23 protein-coding genes are annotated in these 25,607 nt (G+C 41.5%); 19 read left to right on the top strand and 4 right to left on the bottom strand.

The genetic code is table 11. The annotated features are described in order from the left end of the window. Nucleotides 1-129 precede the first annotated feature (129 nt). The 4 genes from ONB37_09360 to ONB37_09345 all read left to right on the top strand — a co-directional run bounded on the left by ONB37_09360 (nucleotide 130) and on the right by ONB37_09345 (nucleotide 3,480). On the top strand, nucleotides 130-402 hold the full coding sequence (locus tag ONB37_09360; GenBank protein MDZ7400357.1) for a septum formation initiator family protein: 273 nt from the start codon (nucleotides 130-132) through the stop codon (nucleotides 400-402). 63 nt (nucleotides 403-465) lie between these two features. Next, entirely contained in the window at nucleotides 466-1,155 is a 690-nt protein-coding gene (locus ONB37_09355; protein ID MDZ7400356.1) for a DUF502 domain-containing protein, read from the top strand. Further along, nucleotides 1,148-3,016 (top strand): hypothetical protein, encoded by a 1,869-nt coding sequence (locus tag ONB37_09350; protein ID MDZ7400355.1) that lies wholly within the window; start codon nucleotides 1,148-1,150, stop codon nucleotides 3,014-3,016. Before ONB37_09355 ends, ONB37_09350 begins: the two co-directional genes overlap by 8 nt. A gap of 50 nt (nucleotides 3,017-3,066) precedes the next feature. Continuing rightward, nucleotides 3,067-3,480 (top strand): ATP-binding protein, encoded by a 414-nt coding sequence (locus ONB37_09345; GenBank protein MDZ7400354.1) that lies wholly within the window; start codon nucleotides 3,067-3,069, stop codon nucleotides 3,478-3,480. A gap of 135 nt (nucleotides 3,481-3,615) precedes the next feature. Here the strand turns inward: ONB37_09345 and ONB37_09340 are convergent, their stop codons facing one another. Together ONB37_09340 and ONB37_09335 are read right to left on the bottom strand one after the other, a co-directional pair. Further along, the gene (locus tag ONB37_09340) at nucleotides 3,616-3,888 is read right to left on the bottom strand and encodes a hypothetical protein (protein ID MDZ7400353.1); all 273 of its coding nucleotides are present in this window, start codon (nucleotides 3,886-3,888) and stop codon (nucleotides 3,616-3,618) included. A 969-nt stretch (nucleotides 3,889-4,857) separates the two neighbouring features. After that, a complete protein-coding gene (locus ONB37_09335; GenBank protein ID MDZ7400352.1) occupies nucleotides 4,858-5,424 on the bottom strand; it encodes an adenylyltransferase/cytidyltransferase family protein in 567 nt (188 codons plus the stop codon). Between the two features lie 214 nt (nucleotides 5,425-5,638). Here ONB37_09335 and ONB37_09330 point away from each other — a divergent pair, with 214 nt between their 5' ends. From ONB37_09330 to ONB37_09305, 6 genes are read left to right on the top strand one after another with little or no spacing between them, the layout of a single operon-like run. Beyond that, the gene (locus ONB37_09330) at nucleotides 5,639-8,947 is read left to right on the top strand and encodes a GAF domain-containing protein (protein ID MDZ7400351.1); all 3,309 of its coding nucleotides are present in this window, start codon (nucleotides 5,639-5,641) and stop codon (nucleotides 8,945-8,947) included. Between the two features lies 1 nt (nucleotide 8,948). Then, complete coding sequence (locus ONB37_09325) at nucleotides 8,949-9,365, top strand: response regulator (protein ID MDZ7400350.1); 417 nt, start codon at nucleotides 8,949-8,951, stop codon at nucleotides 9,363-9,365. Between the two features lie 2 nt (nucleotides 9,366-9,367). Then, nucleotides 9,368-12,100 (top strand): GAF domain-containing sensor histidine kinase, encoded by a 2,733-nt coding sequence (locus ONB37_09320; GenBank protein ID MDZ7400349.1) that lies wholly within the window; start codon nucleotides 9,368-9,370, stop codon nucleotides 12,098-12,100. Nucleotides 12,101-12,115: 15 nt separating this feature from the next. Beyond that, nucleotides 12,116-12,496: a response regulator gene (locus ONB37_09315; GenBank protein MDZ7400348.1), complete on the top strand. Its 381-nt coding sequence runs from the start codon at nucleotides 12,116-12,118 to the stop codon at nucleotides 12,494-12,496. 42 nt (nucleotides 12,497-12,538) lie between these two features. Continuing rightward, the gene (locus tag ONB37_09310) at nucleotides 12,539-13,456 is read left to right on the top strand and encodes a response regulator (GenBank protein MDZ7400347.1); all 918 of its coding nucleotides are present in this window, start codon (nucleotides 12,539-12,541) and stop codon (nucleotides 13,454-13,456) included. 4 nt (nucleotides 13,457-13,460) lie between these two features. Further along, nucleotides 13,461-14,828 (top strand): sigma-54 dependent transcriptional regulator, encoded by a 1,368-nt coding sequence (locus tag ONB37_09305; GenBank protein MDZ7400346.1) that lies wholly within the window; start codon nucleotides 13,461-13,463, stop codon nucleotides 14,826-14,828. On the opposite strand, the gene ONB37_09300 is transcribed toward ONB37_09305, so the two are convergent. Beyond that, entirely contained in the window at nucleotides 14,812-15,618 is an 807-nt protein-coding gene (locus ONB37_09300) for a radical SAM protein (GenBank protein ID MDZ7400345.1), read from the bottom strand. The two genes, ONB37_09305 and ONB37_09300, sit on opposite strands and share 17 nt — an antisense overlap. Nucleotides 15,619-15,809: 191 nt before the next feature. Next, a complete protein-coding gene (locus tag ONB37_09295; GenBank protein ID MDZ7400344.1) occupies nucleotides 15,810-16,751 on the bottom strand; it encodes a YitT family protein in 942 nt (313 codons plus the stop codon). 490 nt (nucleotides 16,752-17,241) lie between these two features. Here ONB37_09295 and ONB37_09290 point away from each other — a divergent pair, with 490 nt between their 5' ends. From ONB37_09290 to ONB37_09250, 9 genes are all read left to right on the top strand, one after another. Next, complete coding sequence (locus tag ONB37_09290) at nucleotides 17,242-17,451, top strand: hypothetical protein (GenBank protein MDZ7400343.1); 210 nt, start codon at nucleotides 17,242-17,244, stop codon at nucleotides 17,449-17,451. 39 nt (nucleotides 17,452-17,490) lie between these two features. Beyond that, nucleotides 17,491-19,200, top strand: a complete 1,710-nt coding sequence (locus ONB37_09285; protein MDZ7400342.1) for a TIGR04190 family B12-binding domain/radical SAM domain protein — start codon at nucleotides 17,491-17,493, stop codon at nucleotides 19,198-19,200. Nucleotides 19,201-19,216: 16 nt separating this feature from the next. Further along, nucleotides 19,217-20,131, top strand: a complete 915-nt coding sequence (menA, locus tag ONB37_09280; protein MDZ7400341.1) for a 1,4-dihydroxy-2-naphthoate octaprenyltransferase — start codon at nucleotides 19,217-19,219, stop codon at nucleotides 20,129-20,131. 231 nt (nucleotides 20,132-20,362) lie between these two features. Next, the gene (locus ONB37_09275; protein ID MDZ7400340.1) at nucleotides 20,363-20,704 is read left to right on the top strand and encodes a hypothetical protein; all 342 of its coding nucleotides are present in this window, start codon (nucleotides 20,363-20,365) and stop codon (nucleotides 20,702-20,704) included. Between the two features lie 433 nt (nucleotides 20,705-21,137). Beyond that, the gene (locus tag ONB37_09270; GenBank protein ID MDZ7400339.1) at nucleotides 21,138-21,560 is read left to right on the top strand and encodes a hypothetical protein; all 423 of its coding nucleotides are present in this window, start codon (nucleotides 21,138-21,140) and stop codon (nucleotides 21,558-21,560) included. Further along, a complete protein-coding gene (locus ONB37_09265) occupies nucleotides 21,547-21,978 on the top strand; it encodes an RNA polymerase sigma factor (GenBank protein MDZ7400338.1) in 432 nt (143 codons plus the stop codon). The genes ONB37_09270 and ONB37_09265 overlap by 14 nt, the downstream gene beginning before the upstream one ends. Before the next feature lie 22 nt (nucleotides 21,979-22,000). After that, the gene (locus ONB37_09260) at nucleotides 22,001-22,816 is read left to right on the top strand and encodes a zf-HC2 domain-containing protein (GenBank protein MDZ7400337.1); all 816 of its coding nucleotides are present in this window, start codon (nucleotides 22,001-22,003) and stop codon (nucleotides 22,814-22,816) included. A 798-nt stretch (nucleotides 22,817-23,614) separates the two neighbouring features. Then, nucleotides 23,615-24,022, top strand: coding sequence for a hypothetical protein (locus tag ONB37_09255; protein ID MDZ7400336.1), 408 nt, complete (start codon nucleotides 23,615-23,617; stop codon nucleotides 24,020-24,022). A 17-nt stretch (nucleotides 24,023-24,039) separates the two neighbouring features. After that, a complete protein-coding gene (locus tag ONB37_09250) occupies nucleotides 24,040-25,293 on the top strand; it encodes a divergent polysaccharide deacetylase family protein (protein MDZ7400335.1) in 1,254 nt (417 codons plus the stop codon). Nucleotides 25,294-25,607: the final 314 nt, after the last annotated feature.

Below are 25,607 nucleotides of genomic sequence, written 5' to 3'. Positions count from 1 at the left end.
TAACCAGAGCCAAAATGATAAAACATATGGGATTCTTTCCCAGTCAAAATTTTATTATCTATGAGTAGGCGCTTTTCCAAATCTAAAGCAATCCATCGACCTGGTCCAAAGAAAAAACCACGATTGTTGGTGATAGGAATTATCATTGCCTTATTATCATCGATCTTTCTTTTTGGAAATCATGGTTTCATCAAATATGCGCAACTTCAATATCGAAAAAATGCTTTACTGAAGCAGATCGCCTTATTGAAACAAGAACAACACCGTCTGGAACAGGAAATCGACATGCTTCAGAACAATTATCGATATATCGAAAAGATCGCAAGGGAAAAATATCAGATGGGAAAAAATGGAGAGAAGATTTATTTTATGATCCAAGTTCCATCGGCTCCTAAAAAATAAACGAAAGAGTAATTCTTAAATGTGATTTACTTGCTATAATTTCTTAGAGAAATAAGGATCGAAATGTGGCGAAGGTTAAAAACATATTTTTTAACTGGGCTGGTGGTGCTTATCCCATTGGTGCTTACAGTTTATATCATTTGGAAACTGTTTTATGCCATCGATGGATTGCTCCGCGGTGTGGTGACAAATGTATTGGAACGATTTGGGATTCCAATTAGCAGCGTGGGCCTAGGATTCATTTCTGTGATCTTATTGATCCTGCTCACTGGATTAATTGCAAAGAACTATTTTGGTCGCAAGCTCATTCAGCTTGGAGAACTGATCTTCGCCAGAATTCCGCTCATTAATCGCATTTACCGCGCCATCCAACAGATCAGCAATGCCTTTTTTTCAGAGCGTCGGGAGGTTTTTAAAAAAGCGGTGCTGATTGAATACCCAAGGAAGGGCGTGTATTCGTTGGCTTTTCTAACACAAGATACCAAAGGAGAAGTGCAAGATCGTCTGAGTCAGGACATGGTCAGCGTATTCTTACCAACGACGCCGAATCCAACTTCCGGATTTTTGCTATTCGTTCCCAAACGAGATGTAATTGAAATGAATATGTCGATTGAAGAAGCTCTCAAATTGGTTATCTCTGGCGGGGTAATAGCTCCCGAAAGTATTACATCATCAGAATTAAAAGTCATTAAAGAACCTGAGCGAATAGAGATATTTGGTAAAAGGTTGGATGCTGAATTAGAAAATGACTAAGTTATGGATCGTTATCACAATTTTGATCGCATGGTCAATGACATTTTGTTTTGGAGCGGCCCTGGCAGCCAATGATACGCTTTTCTATCAGATCGGATTTGAACAGGAACTCAACACTTATCGATGGTTGACACAAATATATTATCAACAAATGCTCCTGAATAACGTTAAATTCAGCATTGCCGAAAATTTTGGTTCATCACTAATTCGACTTAGTGATCTTGATCGCAAATGGAAAGATGATCAACAACTTCATCTTGAGTTCCAGTTGCCATTCACCGATCAGTGGTCAACCATATTCGCAACATCAGCAAATCTATTTCGAGATCGCTTATCAGGCTTGGTCAGTGATTTTAATACCTTCTGGGGTATGGCAGGGTTTCAATTTCAACCATCGCGAAAATACCAATTTTATTCTGGAATTGGATACAAATATGATGATCGACAGATTCGTCGGGATCGCGGGCTAACTCATCAAGTGCAATTTCTGGGGGATTCGCTTGCTCTCTCGAACTATTTGAGCCGTTTTTCTTTCTTGAGCAAGGGGGATAATTACAAGACTCGGCAAAATGCTGATTATGAGCTTAAGTACCAAGTGACCAGATATTTTCAAGAAGACGCTTCTGATTCTTTATGGCTTTTCTGGAATAAAAAGCGACGCGATAATTATGATCAACTAAATTTATATCAGATGACCGTAGAAAGCTTTGAAGAGAATAATAAGGGGATCGCGAATTGTTTACGGTATCGCCCTTTGAAAAATATTCATCTTCAATTTCAAACAACCTTACATGGGAGACAAACCAGCGTCAAAAGATACGCTGAGACGAAACAGCAGGAGCATCGCTCCCGAAATGATTTTCACTCTGAAAACGAGATCAGCCTTTTGATGAAGCCTCGCTCTTCTGATCTCCTAATCGCGCTGAATTATGAGACCGATGACCAAAAGAACGAACTCACGGACTCCGCTCGAACGAAAAAATTTTCAAAATATTATTATTATGTTTCCCCTGATTTTAATAGTTCGCGGCTAACCTTGATAATGCGAGTTAATCTTCATTTATCCACTTCAGATTCGCTCCAACTGCACGGTTCGATTAGTCGCTATCGGTACGATACCCCAAAAACCAACCCAGATGATCGGGATGAATTGCGATGGAATTTTGCGATGACAGAGACCCATTATTTTGCACCTACTTTTAGGTTGATTACAAATGGCAGTGTGATTCTAAACCATCTGGTTTATATCTATGGGGAACGAAGTGCCAATAACAACTGGATGAGAATCTTTCATCTTTTTCCCCAAATCATCTATCAGCCGAATAGTAATTTTTCTATTGCTCATCATTTCGAGGTTTATGCGAATTATGTCGATTATGATTTCGAATTTGGTACGACATCAGCAGAGATAAAAAGCTTTGTTTACCGAAAATTTTCTCTGAATCAAGAGTTAACAACACGAATAACAAAGCGCATCCAGCTTGCGATGACCAATAAGATCGAGTTAGAAGAGAATGGCAAGTTAGACTGGGAACGTTGGACTGAATTTTTGCTAATGAATAGAAACACCTATTGGTCTCGACTTAGCTTGAGTTTTCGACCTAACGCATCAATTTTAATTGCACCAGGATTGCTATTTTCAAAAAGAGTTGAGACAAACCAGAATCCAATAGGGCATTATGGTATGTCTGCTGGTAATAAAAGTACAATAATCAGTTTTGGACCGATTTTGAAATTCAGTTACACCCCTCATCGACAATTTATGGTGAGTTTTGAGGGATTGAGACGGGCGATCATGATTGACCAATTTCAGCGGAACTATTTTAATAACATTAATTTTGAACTAACTTGGTACCACTAACAACAAGGAGCGGCAATTTGGGCAAACATAACCAAGACGCATATCGAAAAATGGTTATTGCAAGCGATTTAAGAAATGTGCAGAAGGTAGAAAAAGTCGCAGAACAAATAGCGAAATCGTTACGATTTTCGGCTGAGGAGCAGGACAGTTTGGCGATCGCTGTGACTGAAATTGTTGGAAATGCTATTGTGCATGGCAATAAGCAAGATCGCCATAAAAACGTGACCGTTGAGTTTGAATATCATGATGACGAAATTGTTATTACAGTTCAAGATGAAGGAGAAGGATTTGATGAACAACAAATTGCCAATCCCCTTGAGCCCGAAAATCTGCTGAAAGAAAGCGGTCGTGGCATCTTTATTGTGCGTGCTTTAATGGATCAGGTTGACTTTTTTCCCAGCTCAAATGGGACACGGGTGAGAATAGTGAAAAGGAAAAAAGCTAACAATTTCCGATCAAAATGAATGCAAAGTATCATGTTTATAAGAGTCACGTCTAACCTGCCTGTACCGTGAATTTAGGGTTGCAGGGAGAGAAAAACACCGACGCCGTTGAGTCTTCTCTCCCAGACCTCTATGAACACCCCTTCACCAAAATGATTATTCTTCCTCCACCGATGGCTTTTGAGATCCGCGCGATGTTCCTGGAGCAATTAAGTCTTTTCTCAGCTCAGCCAGCTCTTCAATAGCTTTCTTTTTCTTTTGAATCCGATCCAACAGCAAATTTTCGTCGCGACTGATTACCATCAAGGTCATCGTATCGGCTATCTTATTGGCCTGGAGAGAGATTGCCTTATTGAGGGTATCGATTTTCTTTTTAAGCTTATCGATCTTCTTTTCAATGACCTGCTTTTCATCGTCGCTGATAGCCATAACAGACCCTCCTTCATTTTGTTTGTTTGGAAGTTTTGGTCGCACCTCTCATCAACGCATCCCTAAAATAGATGAGACTGCGAGGTTGATCCGAAACATGCTGAAAATGGAGGGAATTAGTAATCAAGGCTTGAAGGTTTCATTTAAAAATTAATCCTTTTATTCTCGCCCTTAGATCACCGATCCAACCATTTTATCAGCACTATTTTGACCCGATTTAACGATAGCCTTGCCAAGCACCAAACAAATAAACATTAGTATAATAAATTTTTCTACATTTTTAACTTTTTTATTTAGATATTAGTTTCATATTGGCGGGAAAACTAAAATTAATTAATATGATATAATATACACTTTTAAAATTCAATGTCAATATTTATTTTTAAGTTAAAAAGCAGCTTCTGACAAAATAGATGCGCTAACGCAATCGCAAAATTAAGAAATCAATAAAGAGAGCAGCAATGAGAGAAAGATTCATGAAGTACTATCGATGACCACGCTTGTCCCACGAACAAGGAAGGTTTTCAAAAAGGTTTAAGTCGTCAATTTTTTAGCGGTGCGCATATTCCTCAATTCATCAAACTTCAAATTTCAGAAACTCCCTTTCATATAGAGAGATCAAAGCAAGGAAATTTGATGATCATCTCGCACCTCAGCTAAATTGGCAGAAAATGCGAATATTTTAGTAAGCTTTGGGAATCGCTTTGGGAGAGAATTCAATTGCAGCGATAATGAAATATTTTAAAAATCAACTTGATCATTGATACAAAATTGCTATTTTAATTATTTAAATCTTGATATTTATTCATGGAAGATTCAGATCAAAGAATAGAGTGCGCATGGTTCTTGACGCATGGCAAAAGATTGTTTAGAATTGATGTGAATTTAACACAATATTGCAGCGATTTCGCTACATGATGAACAAATTCTAAAAAAAGGGGGCTGTTTTCTATAATCTTATGAGTGGATTTATCTTGGAATAATATTTGTAATTCTATTAGGGTGATTTTGCTCCTCGAAGTATTGCGCTAAATCGGGCGAATATTGCTTTGGATTAATCCTGCGATCATGTTGCAAGTTATGAATGAGGGTCGATGAAATATTAAATCCTTCTGTTGTCCTAATTCGCTGAGTGATAAGTAGCAGCAATGGAAACTTACCCTCATCGACTCTTATATTGTTGATACGTTGGAAAAGCGAATAATACTCAGGGATGATCACGGCCATAGTAAAATCGTTTGCGGTACAGAAATTAATTAGGAAGGCCTCAGAGTCCATTTTGATGATATGAAAATTCTTTTTTTCGGCAATTTGAACAACATAATCTCTGAGCATTGTAGCCCTTGTGCTATAAGGATTTACCTCATAGGATTTACAGATTCTAGCGTATTCGTCAGCAGTTAGTAAAATGAAGACTTCATCGGCGAAATCGAATGCTAATTTAATATAATACTTATGCCCTGCGTGAAGAGCATTGAACGTGCCACCAATGATTGCTGTGCGTTTATATTTCCCATTATCATCCTTGTTAGCCATAAGGAGCAGCCCCAGATGTAAGGATGTCGACTGTGAGATGATTCGAGAACTCGATAAAGAAATACTGGCAAGAATGGGCTTTCGCAAAAATATTCGGGCTAAATTTATAATAAATTATCTAAAAATCAAATCATATTATTTTAACGCTCTAAAGAATTAAAATGAAAATGATAAGAGTTAAGCGGAAAAGTGACAGAAAGGAGTTATTCTTAACATGGACGCAGCGAAACAGGATGCTGATAAAAATTCCATGGATTTTCCATGCCAGCTTCGAGATCTATGCGAAGAGCTTAAGCGAAATAAAAGCATGATTAAGAAATTATCACTTTTATCTGAGACAGATAATGTGCTTCTTTCCGAGTCTGATAATAAATCGCTTGAGCAAAAGTTTGATTTTATTGTCGAAAAAGCTACAGAAATTCTCGATGCTGAGCTATGTACCCTATGGTTGGTAGATGACGGACATATTTATATTAAGACTTCTTATGGTATCAAAGAAGGTTTGGGAGAAGCGGAAAAAATTGATAAACAGAAGAAGTTACCAATCATAAGTGGAGAGGGTACTGGTCTTCACGGTCACATTGCATTTACCAAAAAGCCGCATAATTTAACCCGCCAAGAGATTTATAGTCACCCAGCGACGCGCAAAGAGATTGACACATCCGATTTTTTATCGACTGATGTTGCCTATTCTTCGTTGAATTATCCCATTCTTGATGAAACAAATGAGCTGCTGGGGTTGATCTGCGCTTATAATAAAAGAGATGAAGGTGGCAATCTTTGCACAGATCGTGGTTTTTCGGATGAATTTGATGCGCCGTTGATGCAATTCCTCACCATGAAATTGCTTATCGCGATTAAAAATGCTCAATTAGTGAAAGAGTTAGATAAATATCGACGAATCATCGAGGCAACTCCTGACCCGGTGGTCGTGACCACATTGGATGGTACAATGACCTACATGAATAAAGGAGCAATAGAAGTTTTTGGGGACATTCGAGGCAAGAGAGTAAAAGATTATTACCTTTCTGATGAGGTATCATCTGGAATTGATAAGGCGTTTGAGGTGATGCGTCGATTGAATGAAAGTCCCGATAATTCCATTAAGGATTATGAGACAAAATTCATTGGCAAAAACGGCGAGCCTGTGACAGTGAGTGCCACTTTCAGCCTGTTTAAGGATGTTAATAATAAGGTCGTCGGAACGATTGGTATTGTGAAGGATTTGCGCAAGACCAAGAGGTTGATTGAAGTAGGGAATTCGCTGCTCTCGATGCATGAGGTGGATAAGATTTTAGAAAAAATTTCAGAAATTTGCCTTGACTTTCCTCACGCGATCAGGGCTTATGTACGGATTTATGATGAGTCCACCCAAAAACTTAAGCTTTGCGCGTTGAAATCCCGCATTGAGGGAGAGGAATTTCCCGAGGATACGACAACGATCGAAACTGGCGTTACAGGATATGTGTTCCAGAGTCAGAAACCTTTCATCTCTCCCAATTTAGATAATGAACCAGCCGAATTGCAGCATCGCCTTTTCAAAGATACCAAATCTAAATTGGCAGTACCCATCAATAGAAGCGATCCGGCCTCCAACACGACAAAAACGTTCGGTGTAATTTATGTGGATAGCCAACAGGAAAATGCCTTTTCAATCAATGATATGTATTATCTATCGACCCTTGCCACCCAGGCAGCCGCAGCCATTGAGAATGCCAATTTGATTGCTGCGAAGACCAAGATCATTACTGAGCTGACTGCGTTGGAAAAAATACAGGAAGCGATTACCACTTATCTCGATGTAGACATGATTCTCAGAAGCGTATTGGAGGCTGTAGTTGATGTTTTAAAATTCGATTATGCCACCATATCAAAAGTCGAAACGACATCGAACCAAATTGGGACGATCGATGGGAAAAATGTTCCTGATGAGTGGCTTACAATGGCTTGGCATCCTCTGGATAGCAATGATATTCAAGCATGGGTAGTAAGAACCAAGAAGGAGATCAAACTCACTGGGTGGGACGATCGTTTGGATAAAGAAATATTTGAGCGGTTCAACCATCAAAATTTGGTCCGAGTGTATTTGCCAATCCTTTCGCATGGCATTGCGTTTGGAACATTGGAGGCGGGCTATCAAAAGGAACATCGCCAAGACATCACCGAGAGTGAGATCGATACTTTGCGGAAGGTGGTGAGGCTGGCTGGGATCGGCATTGATCAGGCATATATGAGAAAAGAACAGTCAAAACTATTGGATCAGCTCGAAAAATTAAATTACGCAAGCGTGTGGATTCAATCTTCAAGATCCCAACCTGAGGCGATTCGTCATATTTTTGATTGTTTGGCCAGGATCGGGTATCCGAGAGCTATATTGTCACTGATCAGCGAATCGAGCGGCAAAATCGAAGGTCGCTACGCCTCTGGTTTGAATTGGAAGCAGATTTTGCGCGATATCTCGTTCGACCAATCCTCAAATACGGTCCAGGCTTGCGTGATCCGAGAACGCCGATCCCTTCTGGTGAGGGATTGCGCCAGTGATCCTCGTTGTGATCCTGCAACTGTTCAGAAGGCTCAGTTTAAATCGCAATACGTCATCCCGCTCCTCGTTGATGAGAAAGCTATTGGCGCCTTGCAAATTGATCTAACGGATAAACAGGGCTTGCTCAATGGTCCTGAAGAAGTATTGCGACATCGGATGCAAATCCTGGAGACATTCGCTTGTCAAATCGCCACGGGCCTCCGCAATGTGAAGAATCAGGAGACCATCAACCTGCTTGAAACCACACTCACTGAGACCGCCCACGAGTTCCGCAGCCCATTGCACAATATCATCACTCAAATTGGTGGTCTCAAAAGCTATTTTCAAGTGAATCAGGAGAAATCCAGTGAAATAAACGAGATTTTTAAAATTATTGCAGAAGAAGCCCATCGAGCTAAACGTCAGATGGAAAACACGCTGATGTTTACCGATCGTTCTAGAGGTTTAATTGGATTCAATTTCGAAAAGGGCTTTATTCAAGATGTGATTCAAAATTGTGTTAGCTACTACCGTTTGCGGGCTTTGCAGCGAGGCATTTCAATTCAGATTCGGGATAATGTGAAAAAACTCCCAGCGTTTTATTTCGATCGTCCCAAAATAGAACAAGTGATCATCAATTTGGTAGATAACGCCGTCAAGTATTCTCATGACAACCGATATATTCGGATTCAGGGATTTGATGACGGATCGCGCATTCACATTGAGATTTGGGACAAAGGGCTTGGCATTCCCGAGCATGAATACGAAAATATCTTTAAGGGTTTTCGTCGTGGGAGTCCCCGGGATCAAAAACGCTACATTCCCGGCACTGGTCTCGGATTAAAGATCTCAAAGGAGATCGTTGAGGGACATGGAGGTCAGATTACGGTGAGAAGTACGCCGTTTTTGAACGATCCGCGTCGCATCAGCATTTATGAAGGATACGACACCATATTTACTGTTATTCTGCCAAAAACGCCACAAACCTTAGGGGAGAAATAGCATGAAGACGAGAATTCTTTTTGTAGAGGACGAGCGCTGGGGCGTCATTCCATATTTCAAAGAATTGGAGAATAATGGTTTCGAGTGTCTATTAGCCTTGAACGGAGATGAAGCAATCAAATGTTTAGAGTCTCAACTGTTCGACATCGTTTCCATGGATGTGATGTTTCCCCCAGGCAAATTATTAAATCAGGTGACTGAACCGATCCGTGCCGGTTTGAAATTGCTCTCGATGATCCGACATGGGAAGATCAAAAATTGCCCCTCTGATCTGAAAGTGATCGTTCTGACTGCAGTAATGAGTCCCCAAATTGAAAACGAATTCAAAAAGCTTGGAGTGACCGCATATCTAAAGAAGCCTGTGGAATTCAGCAAAGTCATCGATACCTTCTGTCAATTCAAAAATCAAGGATCATAGCGATGATGAATCATGCTAAATCCAGTCTAGCGAAATTGCCAATCGAGTATATTGAGTTGATTGCTGAAAATAATCGGAGGATGTTTTGTAATTTACATTCGGCTGATTTATTTGCCACCATCCTCGACATCAAGTTCAGCCCGCGAATCAAACCTACAATTGGCCTTTTATTTATCATTGACACTCAAGATAATGAATTAAAACTTGTTGCGACAAAGGGGATCGACGAGGCGGCCATCCTTACGCCCAGAGTGAAATTAGGTAAAGGGCTTATCGGACGCATTGCACAGCAAGGTAAAATTTATATAACCAATCGGATCGATGATTCAGAATTGATATTTCATAAGGAGCTTATCCCACCCCAAGCCCTCATGATCGGATTGCCGTTGAATGTGATGGGCAAGGTGCTCGGCCTTCTAAGTTTTTTCATGGAAGGTCACGTGTCACTGCCTAATAACGAAAGGGCAATGCTACAAATTTTGTCCGGGCATGCAGCCATCGCAATCCAAAACAATTTGCTGCTCAGTCGATTGATGTCTAACAACGATGACCTCGATTTTTTGGTGCAAATCGCCCAAGACCTCGCCTCGTCGCTGGAACTGAGTCAGGTATTGAAGAAGATTTTAAAAGCATCCCAGCAGATTGCCAAGACGAATAATTCCTTTTTATGGTATCGGGACTTAGTTACCAAGAGATGGCGGAGAAAATTTCCTGATAATCTCAAATTGGCGGATCTTCAATTGCCAAATATTGAGAACGGCGAGGGGATTATCGGCCACGTCTATAAAACTGGAGAACCCTATTTATGCAATGATGTAACGAACGATCCTTATTATCATAACACTTGGCCAGAAACCAGATCGGAGATTGCTGCGCCATTGATCATTGATGGGGCAGTAGAGGGGATTTTGAATATCGAAAGCACACAATACAATGCCTTTACAAACCGCGATTTGAAGCTATTGACCATGCTGGCCGCAAATGCCTCTGTTGCCCTTAGAAACGCCCAGCTCTATGCCATCGCCGATGAAAAAAATCGCCATTTTATCACCCTCCGACAAATCAGCGAAGAATTGGGACAACAAAAAAGCCTCAATTCAGTGCTATCTTCGATCGCGCAGGAGAGCCTCAATATTGTTGGCCAGGGCAAAAAAATTTGCTTCGTCATGCTGGTCGATCCAGAAAAGAACAAATTAGAAACGAAAGCCATCGCTCCTGAAATCGCTAGCTCTGATTATTTTAATTTTTATGTTGACCTCAATCAAAATAAAAGCATCGTGGTGTGGGTTGCTCGCAATGGCGAAGCTCGGATCGCCAACGATGTCAGGAAAGATCCTGAATATCTAGAAATATTTCCAGAAATTCGTTCTGAGATCTGTGTTCCCTTGCGGTTTCGCAATGAGATTATTGGAGTGATCGATATCGAAAGCTCAGAGCTGAACGCTTTTACGGATCATGATCTTGACACATTACAAGCATTAGCCGAAAGCACTGCCATTGCTATCAAGATTGGGGAACTATGCGATATTCGATTGCGACAACTGCAGGTGCTCTATGAAATCGGCCGAAAAATCACCTCGACATTGGACCTGGATCAGATCCTCAACTTATTGGCGAAAGAAACGCTTGCTGCAATCGGACCGCAAGATCGCATTTTATATGTACAATTGGTAGATTATGATCAAAAAATGTTGATTGTGAAAGCCTTTGCAGGAGATGAGGCGTATCAAAAAGATTATCTGAATAGAAAAACTTCATTGGATGAAGGCATTTCGGGCGAAGTGGTGCGTACCCAGCGCCATTATCTGTGTGCCGATGTGAAAAACGATGATTATTATTTGGAGGTTAATCCGCATGTTCAATCGGAGCTTATTGTACCGATCATCTATGATAATCAGGTGACTGGTTTAATTAATGTCGAGAGTTTTAAAAAGAACGATTTCGGTCAATATGAGGTCCATCTGTTGCAGCAATTGGCCAATCATGCTGGGATCGCCATCGAGAATGCCCGGCTGAATGAAGAATTATCCGATATTCAATTCCAAGTTAGTGAAGCCGTTGGTTTGAGTGCAGTAACCGATGTCTTGTCTGGACTCACCCACGACATTCGAACCGCATCTTCATTGATCTCTGGTGAAGCGCAGTGGATTGAGTACCTACATGAGAACCAAAAATTGGAATCTTTCACAATTCTCGAATCGATGAAAAAAATTCAGGCGCAGGTGGATCGCATTGAGCGGATGACCACAGAGATCATGGAACGCTCGCGCTCGATGCCGATCGAATTTGAACGCGCCAACCTGGCTGATATTACACAAACCGTGATTTATCTTACCTCTGGTTTTTCGCGGCGTCATAAAGTCGAATTTCAGATTGATCGTGCCTCGCTAAATTTCACCGCTATGGTTGATCCGCATCGGCTCCATCGGGTTTTTATCAATATCATCAAAAATGCAATTGAAGCTATGCCCGATGGCGGAATTATCACTATCCGGGCTAAGCGTTTTAAAGATTATTTTGAAATCCATTTTCATGATTCTGGGAAGGGGATGGAAGAATCGGCGCGAAAAAAAGTATGGGATCCTTTCTTTTCCATGAAACAGGGGGGCTTTGGATTGGGACTTCCAATATGCAAGCGAATTATTGAACTTGAACATAATGGGAAAATCACATTGCGCAGCGTGAAAGATAAAGGTACTAATGTGAAAATCAGATTACGTTATGAACAAACATGAGAAGGAGTCATGATAATGGCAACAACACAGAAACGCATTTTAGTGGTAAATGATGAACGGGAAATGTTGGATCAAATTCATCGGTGGTTGACTTTAGCCGGATATGTGGTGAAATGTACCAATACAGCAGAGGATGGCATTCGGATATTTAGAGAAACTCATTTTGATCTCGTATTGTTAGATTATAATTTAAAGCAGGAACGCAATGGCGCCAGAACAGCAAAAACATTCATCCCAAGATTTAAACAGCTTAATCCGACTATTCCCATCATCATTATTTCCGCTACCGAATCCCGTCTGGATAAGGATGAACTGGGAGTCGCAGGTGTAATGATCTTGCATCAGGCGATTTGGAAAGAATTAGCCAACGAAATTGCAAAGATAATCCCCACTTAATCTTCTACCAAATTCATTTCGAATTGCAAGGGAGAAGCATAAATGTCCCGATCTAAGAAGATCTTGATCATTGATGACGAAGTTGGGTTTCATTCTTTGTTTACAAATTTGCTGACATCGCAAGGTTATGAGACGATTTCGGCCTATTCGGGTGAAGAGGCGATAGAGAGACTTCATACCCAGCATTTTGATTTAATAATTTTAGATTTGGTTCTACCGAATGGAATGTCTGGCATTGAAACGCTGGAGATGATCCGAAAAATGAACACTGAAACCTGTGTGATCATCACCAGCGCCCATGCCACGCTTGAGCAGGCCGTGGAGGCGGTTACTGAAAAGGGTGCCCAGGCATATCTCAAAAAGCCGTTTCGCTTCGAAAATATTATTCAAATGGTCAAGAGCGGTTTGAAATGGCGACCCGATTCAGTGCCAACTCCTGATCCAGAAGTGCATTCGGCGATTGAATTGCGACGCAAAGGCATCATGAAGCGGTGCTTTTTAACCGGTTCGCCTTTTTGCCCCTGGCCAATTGAAGAAGACGATAAAATGGTTTTTGTCGGGATGCCTTTTATCGATAAGGGTCAAATTTCATTCAGTCAAATCTATCGAAAGGGAATAAAAGCCGCTATTACTGCGCTAGGCATGATCGCTTGGCGAGCGGATGAGAAATTGAATAATGTGGCCATCATGTGCAAAATTTGTCGAGGCATTCAAGCATCGCGCTATGCGATTATTGATATCTCCGAGCGGAATTCCAATGTCATGTTTGAATATGGATTAGTATGTGGCCTGGGGAAGCGTGGAATTTTGTTGAAAAACACAGCTTGTGATGTGCCATCAGACCTGCGCGGTTTAGAATACATCAGTTATTCGGATAATTTGAATGAATTGAAAATGAAACTTATAGAACATTTGCAAAAATTGATCCATAAGAAAGATCCGCAAAATTTGAGGGATTAAAATTATGCCCAAAGCAAAAATCCTTATTGTGGATGATGATGCTGATGATCGAGAGCAGATTATTCGCTGGCTCGCAACCGACGATTACCAATTGGAGGAGGCGGCATCTGGAGAGGAAGCGCTCGAGAAAGTGAAGCAAAGCGATTTTGGTGTGGTACTGCTGGATTGGAAGCTGCCTCAAATGGATGGCTATAAAGTGCTGACGCAGCTGAGAAAGGAATATCCAGATATTTGCGTCATTGTCCTCACAGCTTATGGCGATGCGGAAATAACGAAAAAAGCGATGAACGCCGGTGCATTTGATTTTTTTGACAAACCGCTCAAATACCGGCTATTGCTACCACGAATTGAAAGTGCAGTGGAGCGATTTAAACTATCGCGGGAGCGGAAGTATCAGGCTGAGGAAGAACAACGGAAATTCACACTGGATAAAATCATCGGTAAAAGCCCGAAGATGCTGGCGATGCTGGAGCGAATTGAAAAAGTGGCTAAAACCGAAGCGCCGGTTCTCATTCTGGGCGAGAGCGGCACCGGCAAAGAACTGGTGGCAAAAGTCATCCATTACAATAGTCGGCGACAAGATAAGACCTTGATGATAGCAGATTGCTCGACCATCACCCCTTCGCTGATTGAAAGTGAATTATTCGGCCATGAGAAAGGTGCGTTTACTGGGGCGATCAAGCGGAAAAAGGGCAAATTCGAGCGCGCGCATGAAGGCACCCTGTTTATCGATGAGATCGGCGAGCTGGACCATCACTTGCAGATGAAGCTGCTGCGGTTTCTCCAGGAAGGAACTATCGAACGCGTGGGTGGCGAAGAAGTGATCAAAGTCGATGCCCGAATTTTAGCAGCCACAGCAGTGGATTTAAAAAAGGCGATCCAGGAAAATCGTTTCAGATCTGATCTCTATTATCGGTTAAATGTCGTCACCATAGAGATCCCGCCACTGCGGGAGCGAAAGGAGGACATTCCGCTGCTCGTAGAGCATTTCATCAAAATTTACAGTCGCAAAAATCTCAAGACGATCCGTTCGATCTCCGAACAAGCAATGAACCGTTTAATGAATTATGACTTTAGAGGTAACGTTCGAGAGTTGGAGAACATTATCCACCGCGCCATTGTGTTGAGCGATGGAGATGAAATTGGCCCAACAGAGATCGGATTTGATCTTATTGGTTCACAGCAATCGACGCTCGCTCAGTATTTCGATCTGTCGATCAAACAATTTTCTGATGCTTGTGAACGAGATTACATCCTTTTTCATCTTGACAAGCATCACTGGAACGTGAGCAAAACAGCCGAGGCAATTGGGATCGATCGATCGAATTTAATTATAAAAATGAAGAAATACGGCATCAGCAATCAGCGGTGAAAACCTGCTTCAGTGCCGACTGGCATTCTGCAACATAATCTGGCTGTAACGCATACTCCAAATGATGCTGATAATAGATGTTTCGGCTTTTGGCAACGTAATTCATCGGATCGATAAAATAAAAATCGATGAAATCTTTCACTTGACCGGCCAAACGATAGGGATCCATTGGCAAAATTGGACCTATAAAGACGTAAGTTTTAATCCCCCCATTATGTAATTTTTTCAGGGTCTCCATTCGAACCGCAATACTTGGGGCATTTGGTTCGAAAATTCTTCGAATGTCCTCCCGATCCGTTGTGATTGTCACACCGACCTCAATCTGCTGGAACTGTTTGATCAGATCGATATCTCGACATATCAGGGGCGATTTGGTCAAAATCGTCACTGGGATTTCATGGCGCAATAGGATCTCAAGACAGCGTCGCGTGAGTTGATATTTTTGCTCCACCGGTTGATAGGGATCGGTCACGGTGCTCAAGCTCACTAGTTTTTTATGCTCAAGATCGATTCCTTTATCATTCTTCAATGCAAAAAGTGATGGAATACAAATTTTTTTTTGGCTGGCTCGGTGCAACTCAATAGCTAACATTTTCGCAATATTGATCTTCACATCCACAAAGCTGCCCCACGGCTCATGATGACCGCTGAAACGTCGCATAAAATCGGCATAACAATAGCGGCATCCATGAGCACAGCCCCGATACGGGTTCAGGGCGAAGTCGATGCCTTCGATCCGCGAAGGCGTCAGCGCTGATTTCGCAAGAATTTCTCTAACGGTGATTGACATAAAATCAGAAGTTCTCTTTGCTGAAAAGGATGCCAACAGTTGAAAACCAAATTGAATAGCTCAAAAGTATTTTTACCGAATCGAATTCAATCCAAAGTATGACGCTTCTTAAAATTGACTAAACTGTCCGATTTCTTTCAAACATAAAACTGATTGTCATGAACGATTAGATTTCTAACGGACGATTTCAATCATATCCGTCTCCGAAAGCCATGACCCAATACTTCATGGACATTATTGATGATCACAAAGGCGTTCGGGTCGATGGCCTTAACAATTTCTGTCAATAAGCCGATTTCCTTTCGGGAGACAACAGTGTAAATGACATCGCGGTCCTGATTCGTGTAAAGTCCTCTCCCTTTGAGAGCTGTTGCGCCGCGGCTGAGATCATCCATAATGGCCGAGGCAATGTCCTCGCTTTTCGTCGAAATTATAATAGCGGCTTTGGCATAGTCCATCCCCTCGATAATGATATCGATTAACTTCGAAGAGATGAATAGCAATACAAATGCATATAAGGTCAGAGTAAGAGCTGGCTTGAAGGTTGATATCTTCATCCAATGAATGACCAACCCAGCAGTGGTGATGACCAAAGAATCGCTGACCAAAAAAGCTTGTCCTGGTTTCCACCCATGTTTTTTTTGCATGATTGCGGCCACGATGTCGGAGCCGCCAGTAGAGCCACGAAATTTGAAAATGACCCCCAATCCGACACCTAATAGGGTCGCCCCAAACATCACAGCCAAAATGAAATCATGGCGATAGAGGTCCTGGATCGCAGCAGAGTTTTGCAACTGGATAAATCCAAATCCTGGGACATTGCCGCGCAACAGATCGATGAAAAACGAACTCAGAGAAAATCCCACGAAAGTTCGAAAGCCAAATTGTTTACCCAGCTCTCTCAGTCCCCATAAATACAGCGGGATATTCAGCAACCACATGGTGAGCCCCACAGGAATTTTTCTCCCAGAGATGTAATGAATGACCATCGCCAGGCCGCTGACACCTCCAGGGACCACCTGTGCATCCGTTAAAAAGGCACCGATTCCGAGCGCCATGATAAAAGCTCCGATCGTGATGGCCCCATAGTCGCGGATTTGCCCGGTCAGAGACGGATGGAATTTAATATTCATAAAAATTTCCTTTCCAAAATTGTTTCGATGTTCAAGGTATTAAGCCAAAAGTCTCCTCAATCTGCCTTTTGTTTCCTAGGCTGAAAAAATCATAAGAATCCACAACCGATCATGATCTTGACTTTTCAAATCCTTTTTGCGAATGAAGATTCTAGTCGGTCCAAGCTGGCTCCAATAGAAATGAGAGTTTCATTAGTAATCACAATCCATCAGTTGCTGGTGTGTTCGTTAAGGCGAATCAAATTGGTCATCTCTATAGAAATTGTTTTTGAAATTTCTCAGGCAATTTAAAAGATTAGAGATTCAAAATCAATAGCAAAGATTTTGCTCACATTTAAGCGGTAACCTGTATCTTTAATCTTGCGGTTAGAAATATCCGATGTACTGACCATCTCATAATTTCTCAAAATCGCAGACAAAATGCTTGAAATTTTCAGTTATTAGAATTATATTAAAAACTTTGAAACAATTCAAATAGGGGGAGTTAGCTGTGCAACGGCGGCGTCGGCAACCCGTTCGGGAACAAAAACCGATTATTGGTGCGTTAGATGGTATCCAAGAACTCAGCAGTTTACTTGAATTTCGATTAAATTACCTCCAATTAAAGGCTGATCTCGATTTGATGAAAATTGATCAGCAATTGAGCCAACAAATTCAAATTTTGCAGCAGCGGCGATTGAAGCAACTGAATAATATATAAAGCTTCATGGATCTGTTCTGCACTGTTCTAAGGAGTGGCATGTTTAAAAAGCCTGATCTAATCCTATTACATGCACCTGCGATATACGATTTTCGGAAGCGTCCGAACCTTTTGGGGCCGATCAGCGATGTCGTGCCCTCGACCCCAATTTTCGAGATGTATCCAGTGGGATTTTCATCATTAGCGGAACATCTCGAACGCCATGGTATCGGTGTTCGCATCGTCAATTTGGCCTATCGGATGTTGAGCGATCCAAAATTCGACGCAGAGAAGATGATCGCCTCCATGCGCCCAGTGGCTTTTGGTATCGATTTGCACTGGCTCGTTCATGCGCAGGGCAGCCTGGAGGTCGCCGCCATTTGTAAAAAATATCATCCTCAAATTCCAGTCATTTTTGGAGGATACTCGTCAACCTATTTTCATGATCAGCTTATTCGGTATCCCCAGGTAGATTTTGTGGTGAAGGGGGATTCTACGGAAGAGCCAATGCTCCAGCTGATGATGGCGCTAAAGCAAGGTTTGGATTTTACTGCTATTCCTAATCTTACTTGGAAAAATCAGCAAGGCGAGATATTTTCTCATCCAATCACTTATTTGCCCGAAGACTTAAACAGCTTTACCAATAATTACAAAAAACTGTTCAAACTAGCAGTCAAATACTTTGATACCAAAAGCATGACTGCCATCCATGATTGGTGGCGCTATCCCATCACTGCTGTGATGACTTGTCGAGGCTGTATTCACAATTGCATCATCTGCGGTGGATCAAAATATGGGATGAAGTACTATTGTAATCGGCTCCGCCCATCATTTCGGGATGCCGAGCGGATCGTTGAAGATATTCGGGAGATCAGCCGTTTTACGAACGGTCCTATTTTTATCATCGGTGATTTGAATCAGCCTGGTTATGATTATGCTGATAAGGTTATCTCAGGGCTAAAGAAGTTAGATATTGAAAATCAATTGGTGTTTGAGCTATTTGAGCCAGCCCCAGAGAATTTCTTCGAGAAACTCGGTTCTGCGGTCGCCAATTTTAATATTGAATTCTCCCCAGAATCCCACGATTATGGCATTCGTCGCAAATGTGGCAAGAGATATACAAATGAAGCGATTGAACTCAATATTCAATGGGCATTACAGCGAGGTTGCAAAAAATTTGATCTGTTTTTTATGATCGGTTTACCCCATCAAACGGCAGAATCGGTGCTGGAAACCGTTTCATATTGTGGTGAGTTGCTCGAAAAGTTCGGCCCGCGAGTCGTGCCATTCATTGCTCCTTTAGCTCCATTTCTTGATCCTGGAAGTATTGCATTTGAAAATCCGGAAAAGTTTGGCTACAAGATATTCTATCATACGCTCGAGGATTATCGCCAGGCGCTTTTAAAGCCCAGTTGGAAATATTTTTTGAGCTATGAGACTTGCTGGCTAAGCCGGGACGATATCGTCTCCATTTCCTATGAAGCTGGCAAGCGGCTTTCAGAAATCAAATATCGGCATGGTCTGATCAGTGAAAAAGAATACCATGAAATCATCGCCCGAATTGATCGAGCGATCGATTTAATACATAAAATCGATGAGCTCTGCCCTGATCCAAATCAGGCGGATTGTTGGGAAAAAATTCGGTCGCTGGAATTGCGCATGGAACGGGACAGCATTGCCACGATCAATAAAAAAGCAGAAATTCAATGGCCAATTTTGAACGGCAAATTTAAACCACTGAACATCATCAAGGCGATTTTGTTTGAATAACTGGAGGAATGAGGAAATGCAAAAGGTGAAGTACTTCCTGCTGGAGGTTCGTGCTCCCTTCTTTAGCGCCACAATCGTGCCGATCGTGTTGGGTTCGGTCATTGCTTTTAATATGACACAACAGTTTCATTGGGTCCATTTCATCCTGGCGCTCATCGGCGGCATTTTTTTGCATGCTGGAGCCAATGTGATCAATGATTATTTCGACCACCTTTCGAGCAATGACGTGATCAATGAAGAGTACGTCCGACCTTTTACTGGAGGGAGTAGGCTAATTCAACAAGGCCTGCTTACCCCCAGAGAGGTGTTGGTAGAAGCGATGGTATGCCTATTTCTCGGCAGCTGCATTGGTTTATATCTTGCTTATAGACTTGGCTGGGTGATCCTAGCGATAGGTGTTTTTGGGGTTTTCTCTGCAATTTTTTACGTTTTCCCCCGCATCAACCTGGTAGGCCGCGGCGTGGGCGAGGCACTGATCGGAATAAATTTCGGTATCCTGATGACCTTTGGTGCATTTTATGTCCAAACCGGCATTTTTTCTTGGGTGCCGATCATTGCATCACTCCCTGTCGCCTTGCTAATAACTGCGGTGCTCTACATTAACGAATTTCAGGATGCCAAAGCTGATCAAGCGGTCGGCAAAAATCACCTTGTGGTTCGACTGGGAAAGAAGCAAGCGGTTTCTGGCTACATCTTAATCATGCTATTGACCTACGTGATTGTGGTCGTTGCTGTCGTTATAGATATACTTCCGCCAATTTCATTAATCGCCCTGCTCACCATGCCATTAGCCTTAAAGTCGATTCGAATAGCACAACAAAATTATAATAATAGTTTGAAATTGGTACCAGCTAATGCTGGAACTATCATGAATCATCTGTTCACCGGTTTGCTATTAATTATCAGCTTTTTCCTGGACCGGATCATCTAACAAGAATTTTTTAGCATTTCAAACCGATAGGTATCCATTTTCGATAGACCGGTCGTTTCTGAAAATAGCGATTTAACAGCACCAACGACCGGTCCGCCATTTTTTGGTTATATATTAGGTAGCACAACGCTCATTCAGTTCATTTCTTTTGAAGGTCGAATCAATTCTCGGATCGGACTTTCAAAACCGGACCGATCAAATTTCTAACTTAAGACAAATCGATTCACACAGATGTCTGACAATCAAAAAATCATTCTTGAGAGACTTGGGAAAAATCGCGATATCATCAAGATCAAATTTCTGCCACCGATCAATCATAAGCTCCTAACGCCCTATTTGACTGCGGCCTTTAGCAAATGTTTTAAGAATTGCTATTATAAAATTCTCCTTGATATGACCCATATTGAAGATCCTTCGCCAGATTTTATTGCCACAATTATCGAAGCAACTGCTAAAGTCCGTTCAAAGGATGGAGATGTGAAAATCATTAATGCATCCGACCGTGCCGTACAAGCCCTTGCTGGCTTCAATGCCTATGCTTATCTCACCATCGCGAAAGAAGGTGAAAATTGAGTCAAAAGCGTTCTTTTTTTTCATCCCAATTGACTGCTGAATGATTTCTCGGTCTGGATAACCTCTTTCTACAATTCGTACATTTGAACAAGTGGATGCTTTTAACGCTGGGGCAAATATTTTAGACAAAATGAGATTCAGAGAACACGAATAGTAAGAGACAATTTTCGATCTTGGTCGAAAATTTGACCGCAATTGGGCGCATCAATTCAGATTGCCAATTCATCATTTCAATTCGCTACATTCCACCAATAAGAACTCCACCAATCCATTGGTTTTCTGCTTTCTATTATCAATTGCTTGCTAATTTATTTGATTTTTTAATTGAGCAAATTGTCTCCGCTTATTAATTTTATCATCAAATTAACACCAGTGTGATTTCGCTTTCAAATATTTTTCTTGCTTTTTTGAATTTTTTTTGTAAAATACGAATATGTTAAATACAACAGAAATGAAACAACTTGTCAGTGCTGCTGTTGCGGGGGATGCCGAAGCGCAGAGAGAATTTTATCAAAAATTATCAGTAAGATTCTCTAAGTTAATCGCACTGGAGTTGCGGAAGTATCCGATATTGATCAATGAATTTGATCATGAAGAGATGACAGACGAAATATGTCGGTATGCTATCCAAGAAGTGCAGAAATGGTGTCCGCTCTGCAAGCCCAATTTTTCATTAGTCCAAGTCATGAATGTTCTTCATCACGTATTCGATACTTGCATCACTAATTGGTTGGCCGCTATTGCAAAACGAGGCAATAAAGAGGCAGAGCATTTGCTCCTGACGATTCTTCGAGACAAGCTGATCGAACGAGCTACCAAAAAAAGAGGAAAACACAGTCAATATGCGAACGAATGAGGATTACGTTCAAGAAGCTCTTATCATCATCTATGAAAAGTATCGTGGTATTGATTTTGAGAAAGGAATTTTGCCCTGGGCTTATGGGATTTTAGACCGGGTGATGAATGGAGATTATCGGACGAAAACTCGGCGACAAAATATTTTAGGTGAACATTTAAATGAGGTAATGAAACTGCATCAAACGGTTCATTCGACGGAAGAACAGGTAGCATCGGTGGAATTATCCTCAGAACTGTGGCGAGCTTTAAATGAATTAACTGATAAAGAAAAGGCAATTTTTCGATTAAAACTGGAAGGGTATACAGGAGAGGAGATCCAGAAAAAACTGGGTATCTCTCGCACGGCGCTCGATGTGACGGTGTTTCGGGGACGGAAGAAGCTACGAGAAAAACTGGAGAAACGAGGAGCCATTTAAGATGAAATGCAAAGATCCAAAAATGCGCCGATTGGTAAGTCTTTATCAATTCAATCTATTGGAAGAAGAAGAAAGATTTCGGGTTGAGGAACATCTCTTAGATTGTGATGCCTGTTTTGAAGAGGTCTATCGAATGAGCGAAGTCTCAGCATTGTTAGAGCAAGAACCTCATCTATTTTTAGATGCTGTGCAGTCAAGAGAATCAAATCTCACATTGGTTCGGAAAGCCTACAGCATAATTATAACGTCTCTAATGGAATTTTTAAAATACGTGTGCGAGCTGTTTCAAAATTGGATAAAAATTCCAGCGGTGCGGGTGTTAGTCCCAGTGACAGCAGCGGTGCTTTTCATTTTAATCGTCGCAAAACCATTTAAGAAAGATTTTTCGCGCTTAGCAATCATAGAAAGTGCATCCTATATCGGCGGAAAAGCGAGCGAATTTGCGGATGAATTCTCATCGGCACAAACATTATATGATCAAGGGATGAAATATTATCAAGAAAAGAATTATCAATTGGCAATTCAGAAATTGGATTCCTTTGTCCGAAGAAAGACAGATGATCCTTTCGGCCATTTCTATTTAGGGGTGAGCCACCTAATGCAGAACGACTTTAAAAATGGTGTCAGATATCTTGAAATTGCGGCAGATTTAAGCCAAGAACAAAATAACCAACTCTTGTTAGAAAAATCAAATTGGTATTTAGCAAATGCCTATCTGAAGATCAATGAGGCTGAAAAAGCGATCAAATTGCTAACAGATCTCTCGATGATTGAAGGAGAATATAAGGAGCAATCGAGAAATTTATTGATGAAATTATCGGAACTTAGAAATGAGTAAATTTTGTGCATTAAATTCCTAATAAAGTAAATCCCGCCTCAAATATAAATTAATCTCCTCGCATGGATGAAATGCCAGGAACCATCACCGGGGCCTGGCATTTTTATTTCAATTGAGCAACATAATTGCATTCAAGTGGATTCGCAACTTCAGACCAGACAAAGAGCCATTTGATAGAATTGGCGTTTGTTGGAGAATTGTTGTTGATGAGTATAGAAACAGAGATTCAGTCAACAGGCCAAGATTATCAAAAATGAAAGATTTGATAATTGTCAATTTTGTGCTTGCTAAAGTTATCGAATTATTTTATATTATTGAGCCGAAAAAATGCGATAATCAACTCGGATTACCCCAGGGAAAAATTGGGCGACACCATAAGGATTGTTCCATTGGTGAATTGATAGGGCGTTGTCAAATATTGTGAAACAGATGAGGGTCAAATTCATTGCGTCAGCTTTCCCATGAACATGAGGTTTGGCTAAGATTCGTGGGAGGAAATTTATAGTAACATCGAGCGACCTAAGATCGACTCTGTGCAAAAATCGAGAAATTGTGAATAAAACTTACTGAAGCGCCTCTTGCAGAATCAAATGGGGCTTTATGAAAAAGATAAGATTAGCTATATGGATAGTAATGTTTGGGTGTGGGGTTCTCATAATTTCATGCCAGAATCCATTTGCGACTCGAGAGGCTGAGCCTCCCACTCAAAGTCGATCGACTTGGCAGTTGCCGACGGATCCAATCATTGTGCTGCAAAATATGCGGACAGCGATTCAGGAGAGAAACGTTGAAAATTACATGAAATGTTTGGTCGATTCGGCAAGTTTATTTCGCTTTATCCCAGATCAGTATCAAGCCACAGTGAATGCAGGAATATTTGAACAATGGTCGCTCGCGCATGAGCAATCATACATCAATAAATTGCTCACCGCAATCCCAAACGATTCATTGCGCGCATTGACATTTTCCAATATTCAGCGCAATGAATTTCCAGATTCGGCAATGATTCGAGCGGATTATGTGTTAGAGGTTCATCATCAATATGCAGCAAGCTACCCGATGACTGCCCGAGGCCACGCCAATTTTGTCTTCATCAAACGTTATGGATATTGGATGATCAGTCGTTGGCACGATTTTGAAACTCAGATCGATCCATCCAGCGCGCGGATTCCGTCCTGGAGTACGATTAAGGCAAATTTCATTTAAGGACAAAGAGACAGCCGATGAGAAAGAAATATCCTGATCGACGAAAAATTAGTAAATCCACCGCACGGAAGCGAATCACCCGATTGGCGTCAAAGAAGCATCGTTCAGATCAAAAAGCAGCGCTTTTGGAGACAGTGGCTCGAGCCATCCGTTTACTGGTCATCATCGCGATCAGTGTTTTTATCATCTATCGTTTATTATGGCATCCTACCAAACGCGAGGCGCCCCCAGTTCAGCGGCCAAGTCGCAAGGTTGCCCCAGCCGATACTATTGCTATTATCCCGCAGCCTCCAGAGATAAAGCTCAATAAGCTTCCAACCGATCAAGCGCTTGACCAATTGCTGAAAGATGTATTTCGCTCGTTCAATCTCGAAAGCGGATGGATTAAAAAGTCGGGCAACACAACAACTGTTCAGCTTCCATCTGATGTTGCTGCTGTATCCGTCATTTGGGAGATCATCCAGCGGATCAAAAAGTTGAATCTTGAAGTGCTCAAGTCCGAGGAAGATTTGAAGGCAGAAAAAGCCACGATAGTGATCGGTCGGGGTGAAAAAGTGAATGCCACGGTTGTTTTCATGAAGAATCCCAGTTTGGAGCGAAAAGTGGGCAAAATAGCCATCATTATCGACGATTTTGGCTATTACGACAACAGTACCGTCGATCAATTTTTGAATTTGGATTATGATATCACTGTTTCAATCATCCCAGGGCAGAAGCATTCAAATAAGATAGTCGAATTGGCAAGAGCGCAGCAGAAGGCCTACATGATTCACCTTCCCATGGAAGCCGAAGAAGAAAAAGTCGAACAAGGCGATTTTACCATCTTGACCAGCCTGCCAGATACAGTCATCGCTGAGCGAGTAGAAAACGCCATTAATGCGATACCAGGAGCAGTGGCCATTAATAATCACATGGGGTCGCGTGCCACGGCAGACGCACGGGTGATGGGAGTCGTTCTAAAAAAAGTCAAAGACAACCAAAAGATTTTTATCGATAGCCACACTTCTGCTCATAGCGTGGTTCCGAAAATTGCGTCACAAAAAAATGTTAAATACGAAGTGAACAACGGCTTTTTGGAACGAAAAAGAGGGGAGGACAAGGATTATATAAGGGGGAAGCTTGCCGCTATTGCAAAGATTGCGCAAAAGCGAGGCAAGGCGATTGTGATTGGACATCCATATGAAGAGACGATTAAGGTGTTAAGTGAAGAGCTTCCCAAATTAGAAAAACAGGGTTTTAAAATTGTTCCAATTACTGAGGTGATCCAGTAAACTCGAACAATTGCTGAGCTAGCGGCTTAGTGCTAAAATTTTTAGTGGAAAATGAATCTATTTTAGATTTAGCCTTTTGCAAAGTGACAATGTTTTATCTATCGCTAATAACTCGTCCGCCATGGGATTTAAGAAATGGTTGAAAAAAGTAGCCCAGGATGTCACCACATGCGCAAATTAAACGAACTTTTGGTTCATAATCAATTCTTGATGCAGAAGCCTTTTAATATTTTTGATGATAATTAATTTTAAAAATTGATAGCATGAATTCGGCCGGGATAGGGTGGACAAGAAAAAAATGGTTTTCGAGCGCC

The sequence above is a fragment of the candidate division KSB1 bacterium genome, from assembly GCA_034506395.1.
In the GTDB taxonomy this organism is placed as follows: domain Bacteria; phylum Zhuqueibacterota; class Zhuqueibacteria; order Thermofontimicrobiales; family Thermofontimicrobiaceae; genus Thermofontimicrobium.
Note: the sequence above shows the minus strand (reverse complement) of the source record. Positions and strands in the feature narration are given on the sequence as shown.

Excerpts from the sequence above, each read along its gene's own strand:
- ONB37_09330 (MDZ7400351.1), top strand. The coding sequence starts at position 5,639 with ATGGACGCAGCGAAACAGGATGCTGATAAAAATTCCATGGATTTTCCA.
- ONB37_09320 (MDZ7400349.1), top strand. The coding sequence starts at position 9,368 with ATGATGAATCATGCTAAATCCAGTCTAGCGAAATTGCCAATCGAGTAT.
- ONB37_09310 (MDZ7400347.1), top strand. The coding sequence starts at position 12,539 with ATGTCCCGATCTAAGAAGATCTTGATCATTGATGACGAAGTTGGGTTT.
- ONB37_09350 (MDZ7400355.1), top strand. The coding sequence starts at position 1,148 with ATGACTAAGTTATGGATCGTTATCACAATTTTGATCGCATGGTCAATG.
- ONB37_09300 (MDZ7400345.1), bottom strand. The coding sequence starts at position 15,618 with ATGTCAATCACCGTTAGAGAAATTCTTGCGAAATCAGCGCTGACGCCT.
- menA (MDZ7400341.1), top strand. The coding sequence starts at position 19,217 with ATGCAAAAGGTGAAGTACTTCCTGCTGGAGGTTCGTGCTCCCTTCTTT.
- ONB37_09255 (MDZ7400336.1), top strand. The coding sequence starts at position 23,615 with ATGAAATGTTTGGTCGATTCGGCAAGTTTATTTCGCTTTATCCCAGAT.
- ONB37_09285 (MDZ7400342.1), top strand. The coding sequence starts at position 17,491 with ATGTTTAAAAAGCCTGATCTAATCCTATTACATGCACCTGCGATATAC.
- ONB37_09270 (MDZ7400339.1), top strand. The coding sequence starts at position 21,138 with ATGTTAAATACAACAGAAATGAAACAACTTGTCAGTGCTGCTGTTGCG.
- ONB37_09295 (MDZ7400344.1), bottom strand. The coding sequence starts at position 16,751 with ATGAATATTAAATTCCATCCGTCTCTGACCGGGCAAATCCGCGACTAT.
- ONB37_09315 (MDZ7400348.1), top strand. The coding sequence starts at position 12,116 with ATGGCAACAACACAGAAACGCATTTTAGTGGTAAATGATGAACGGGAA.
- ONB37_09265 (MDZ7400338.1), top strand. The coding sequence starts at position 21,547 with ATGCGAACGAATGAGGATTACGTTCAAGAAGCTCTTATCATCATCTAT.
- ONB37_09260 (MDZ7400337.1), top strand. The coding sequence starts at position 22,001 with ATGCGCCGATTGGTAAGTCTTTATCAATTCAATCTATTGGAAGAAGAA.
- ONB37_09340 (MDZ7400353.1), bottom strand. The coding sequence starts at position 3,888 with ATGGCTATCAGCGACGATGAAAAGCAGGTCATTGAAAAGAAGATCGAT.
- ONB37_09305 (MDZ7400346.1), top strand. The coding sequence starts at position 13,461 with ATGCCCAAAGCAAAAATCCTTATTGTGGATGATGATGCTGATGATCGA.
- ONB37_09335 (MDZ7400352.1), bottom strand. The coding sequence starts at position 5,424 with ATGGCTAACAAGGATGATAATGGGAAATATAAACGCACAGCAATCATT.
- ONB37_09345 (MDZ7400354.1), top strand. The coding sequence starts at position 3,067 with ATGGTTATTGCAAGCGATTTAAGAAATGTGCAGAAGGTAGAAAAAGTC.
- ONB37_09250 (MDZ7400335.1), top strand. The coding sequence starts at position 24,040 with ATGAGAAAGAAATATCCTGATCGACGAAAAATTAGTAAATCCACCGCA.
- ONB37_09355 (MDZ7400356.1), top strand. The coding sequence starts at position 466 with ATGTGGCGAAGGTTAAAAACATATTTTTTAACTGGGCTGGTGGTGCTT.
- ONB37_09275 (MDZ7400340.1), top strand. The coding sequence starts at position 20,363 with ATGTCTGACAATCAAAAAATCATTCTTGAGAGACTTGGGAAAAATCGC.
- ONB37_09325 (MDZ7400350.1), top strand. The coding sequence starts at position 8,949 with ATGAAGACGAGAATTCTTTTTGTAGAGGACGAGCGCTGGGGCGTCATT.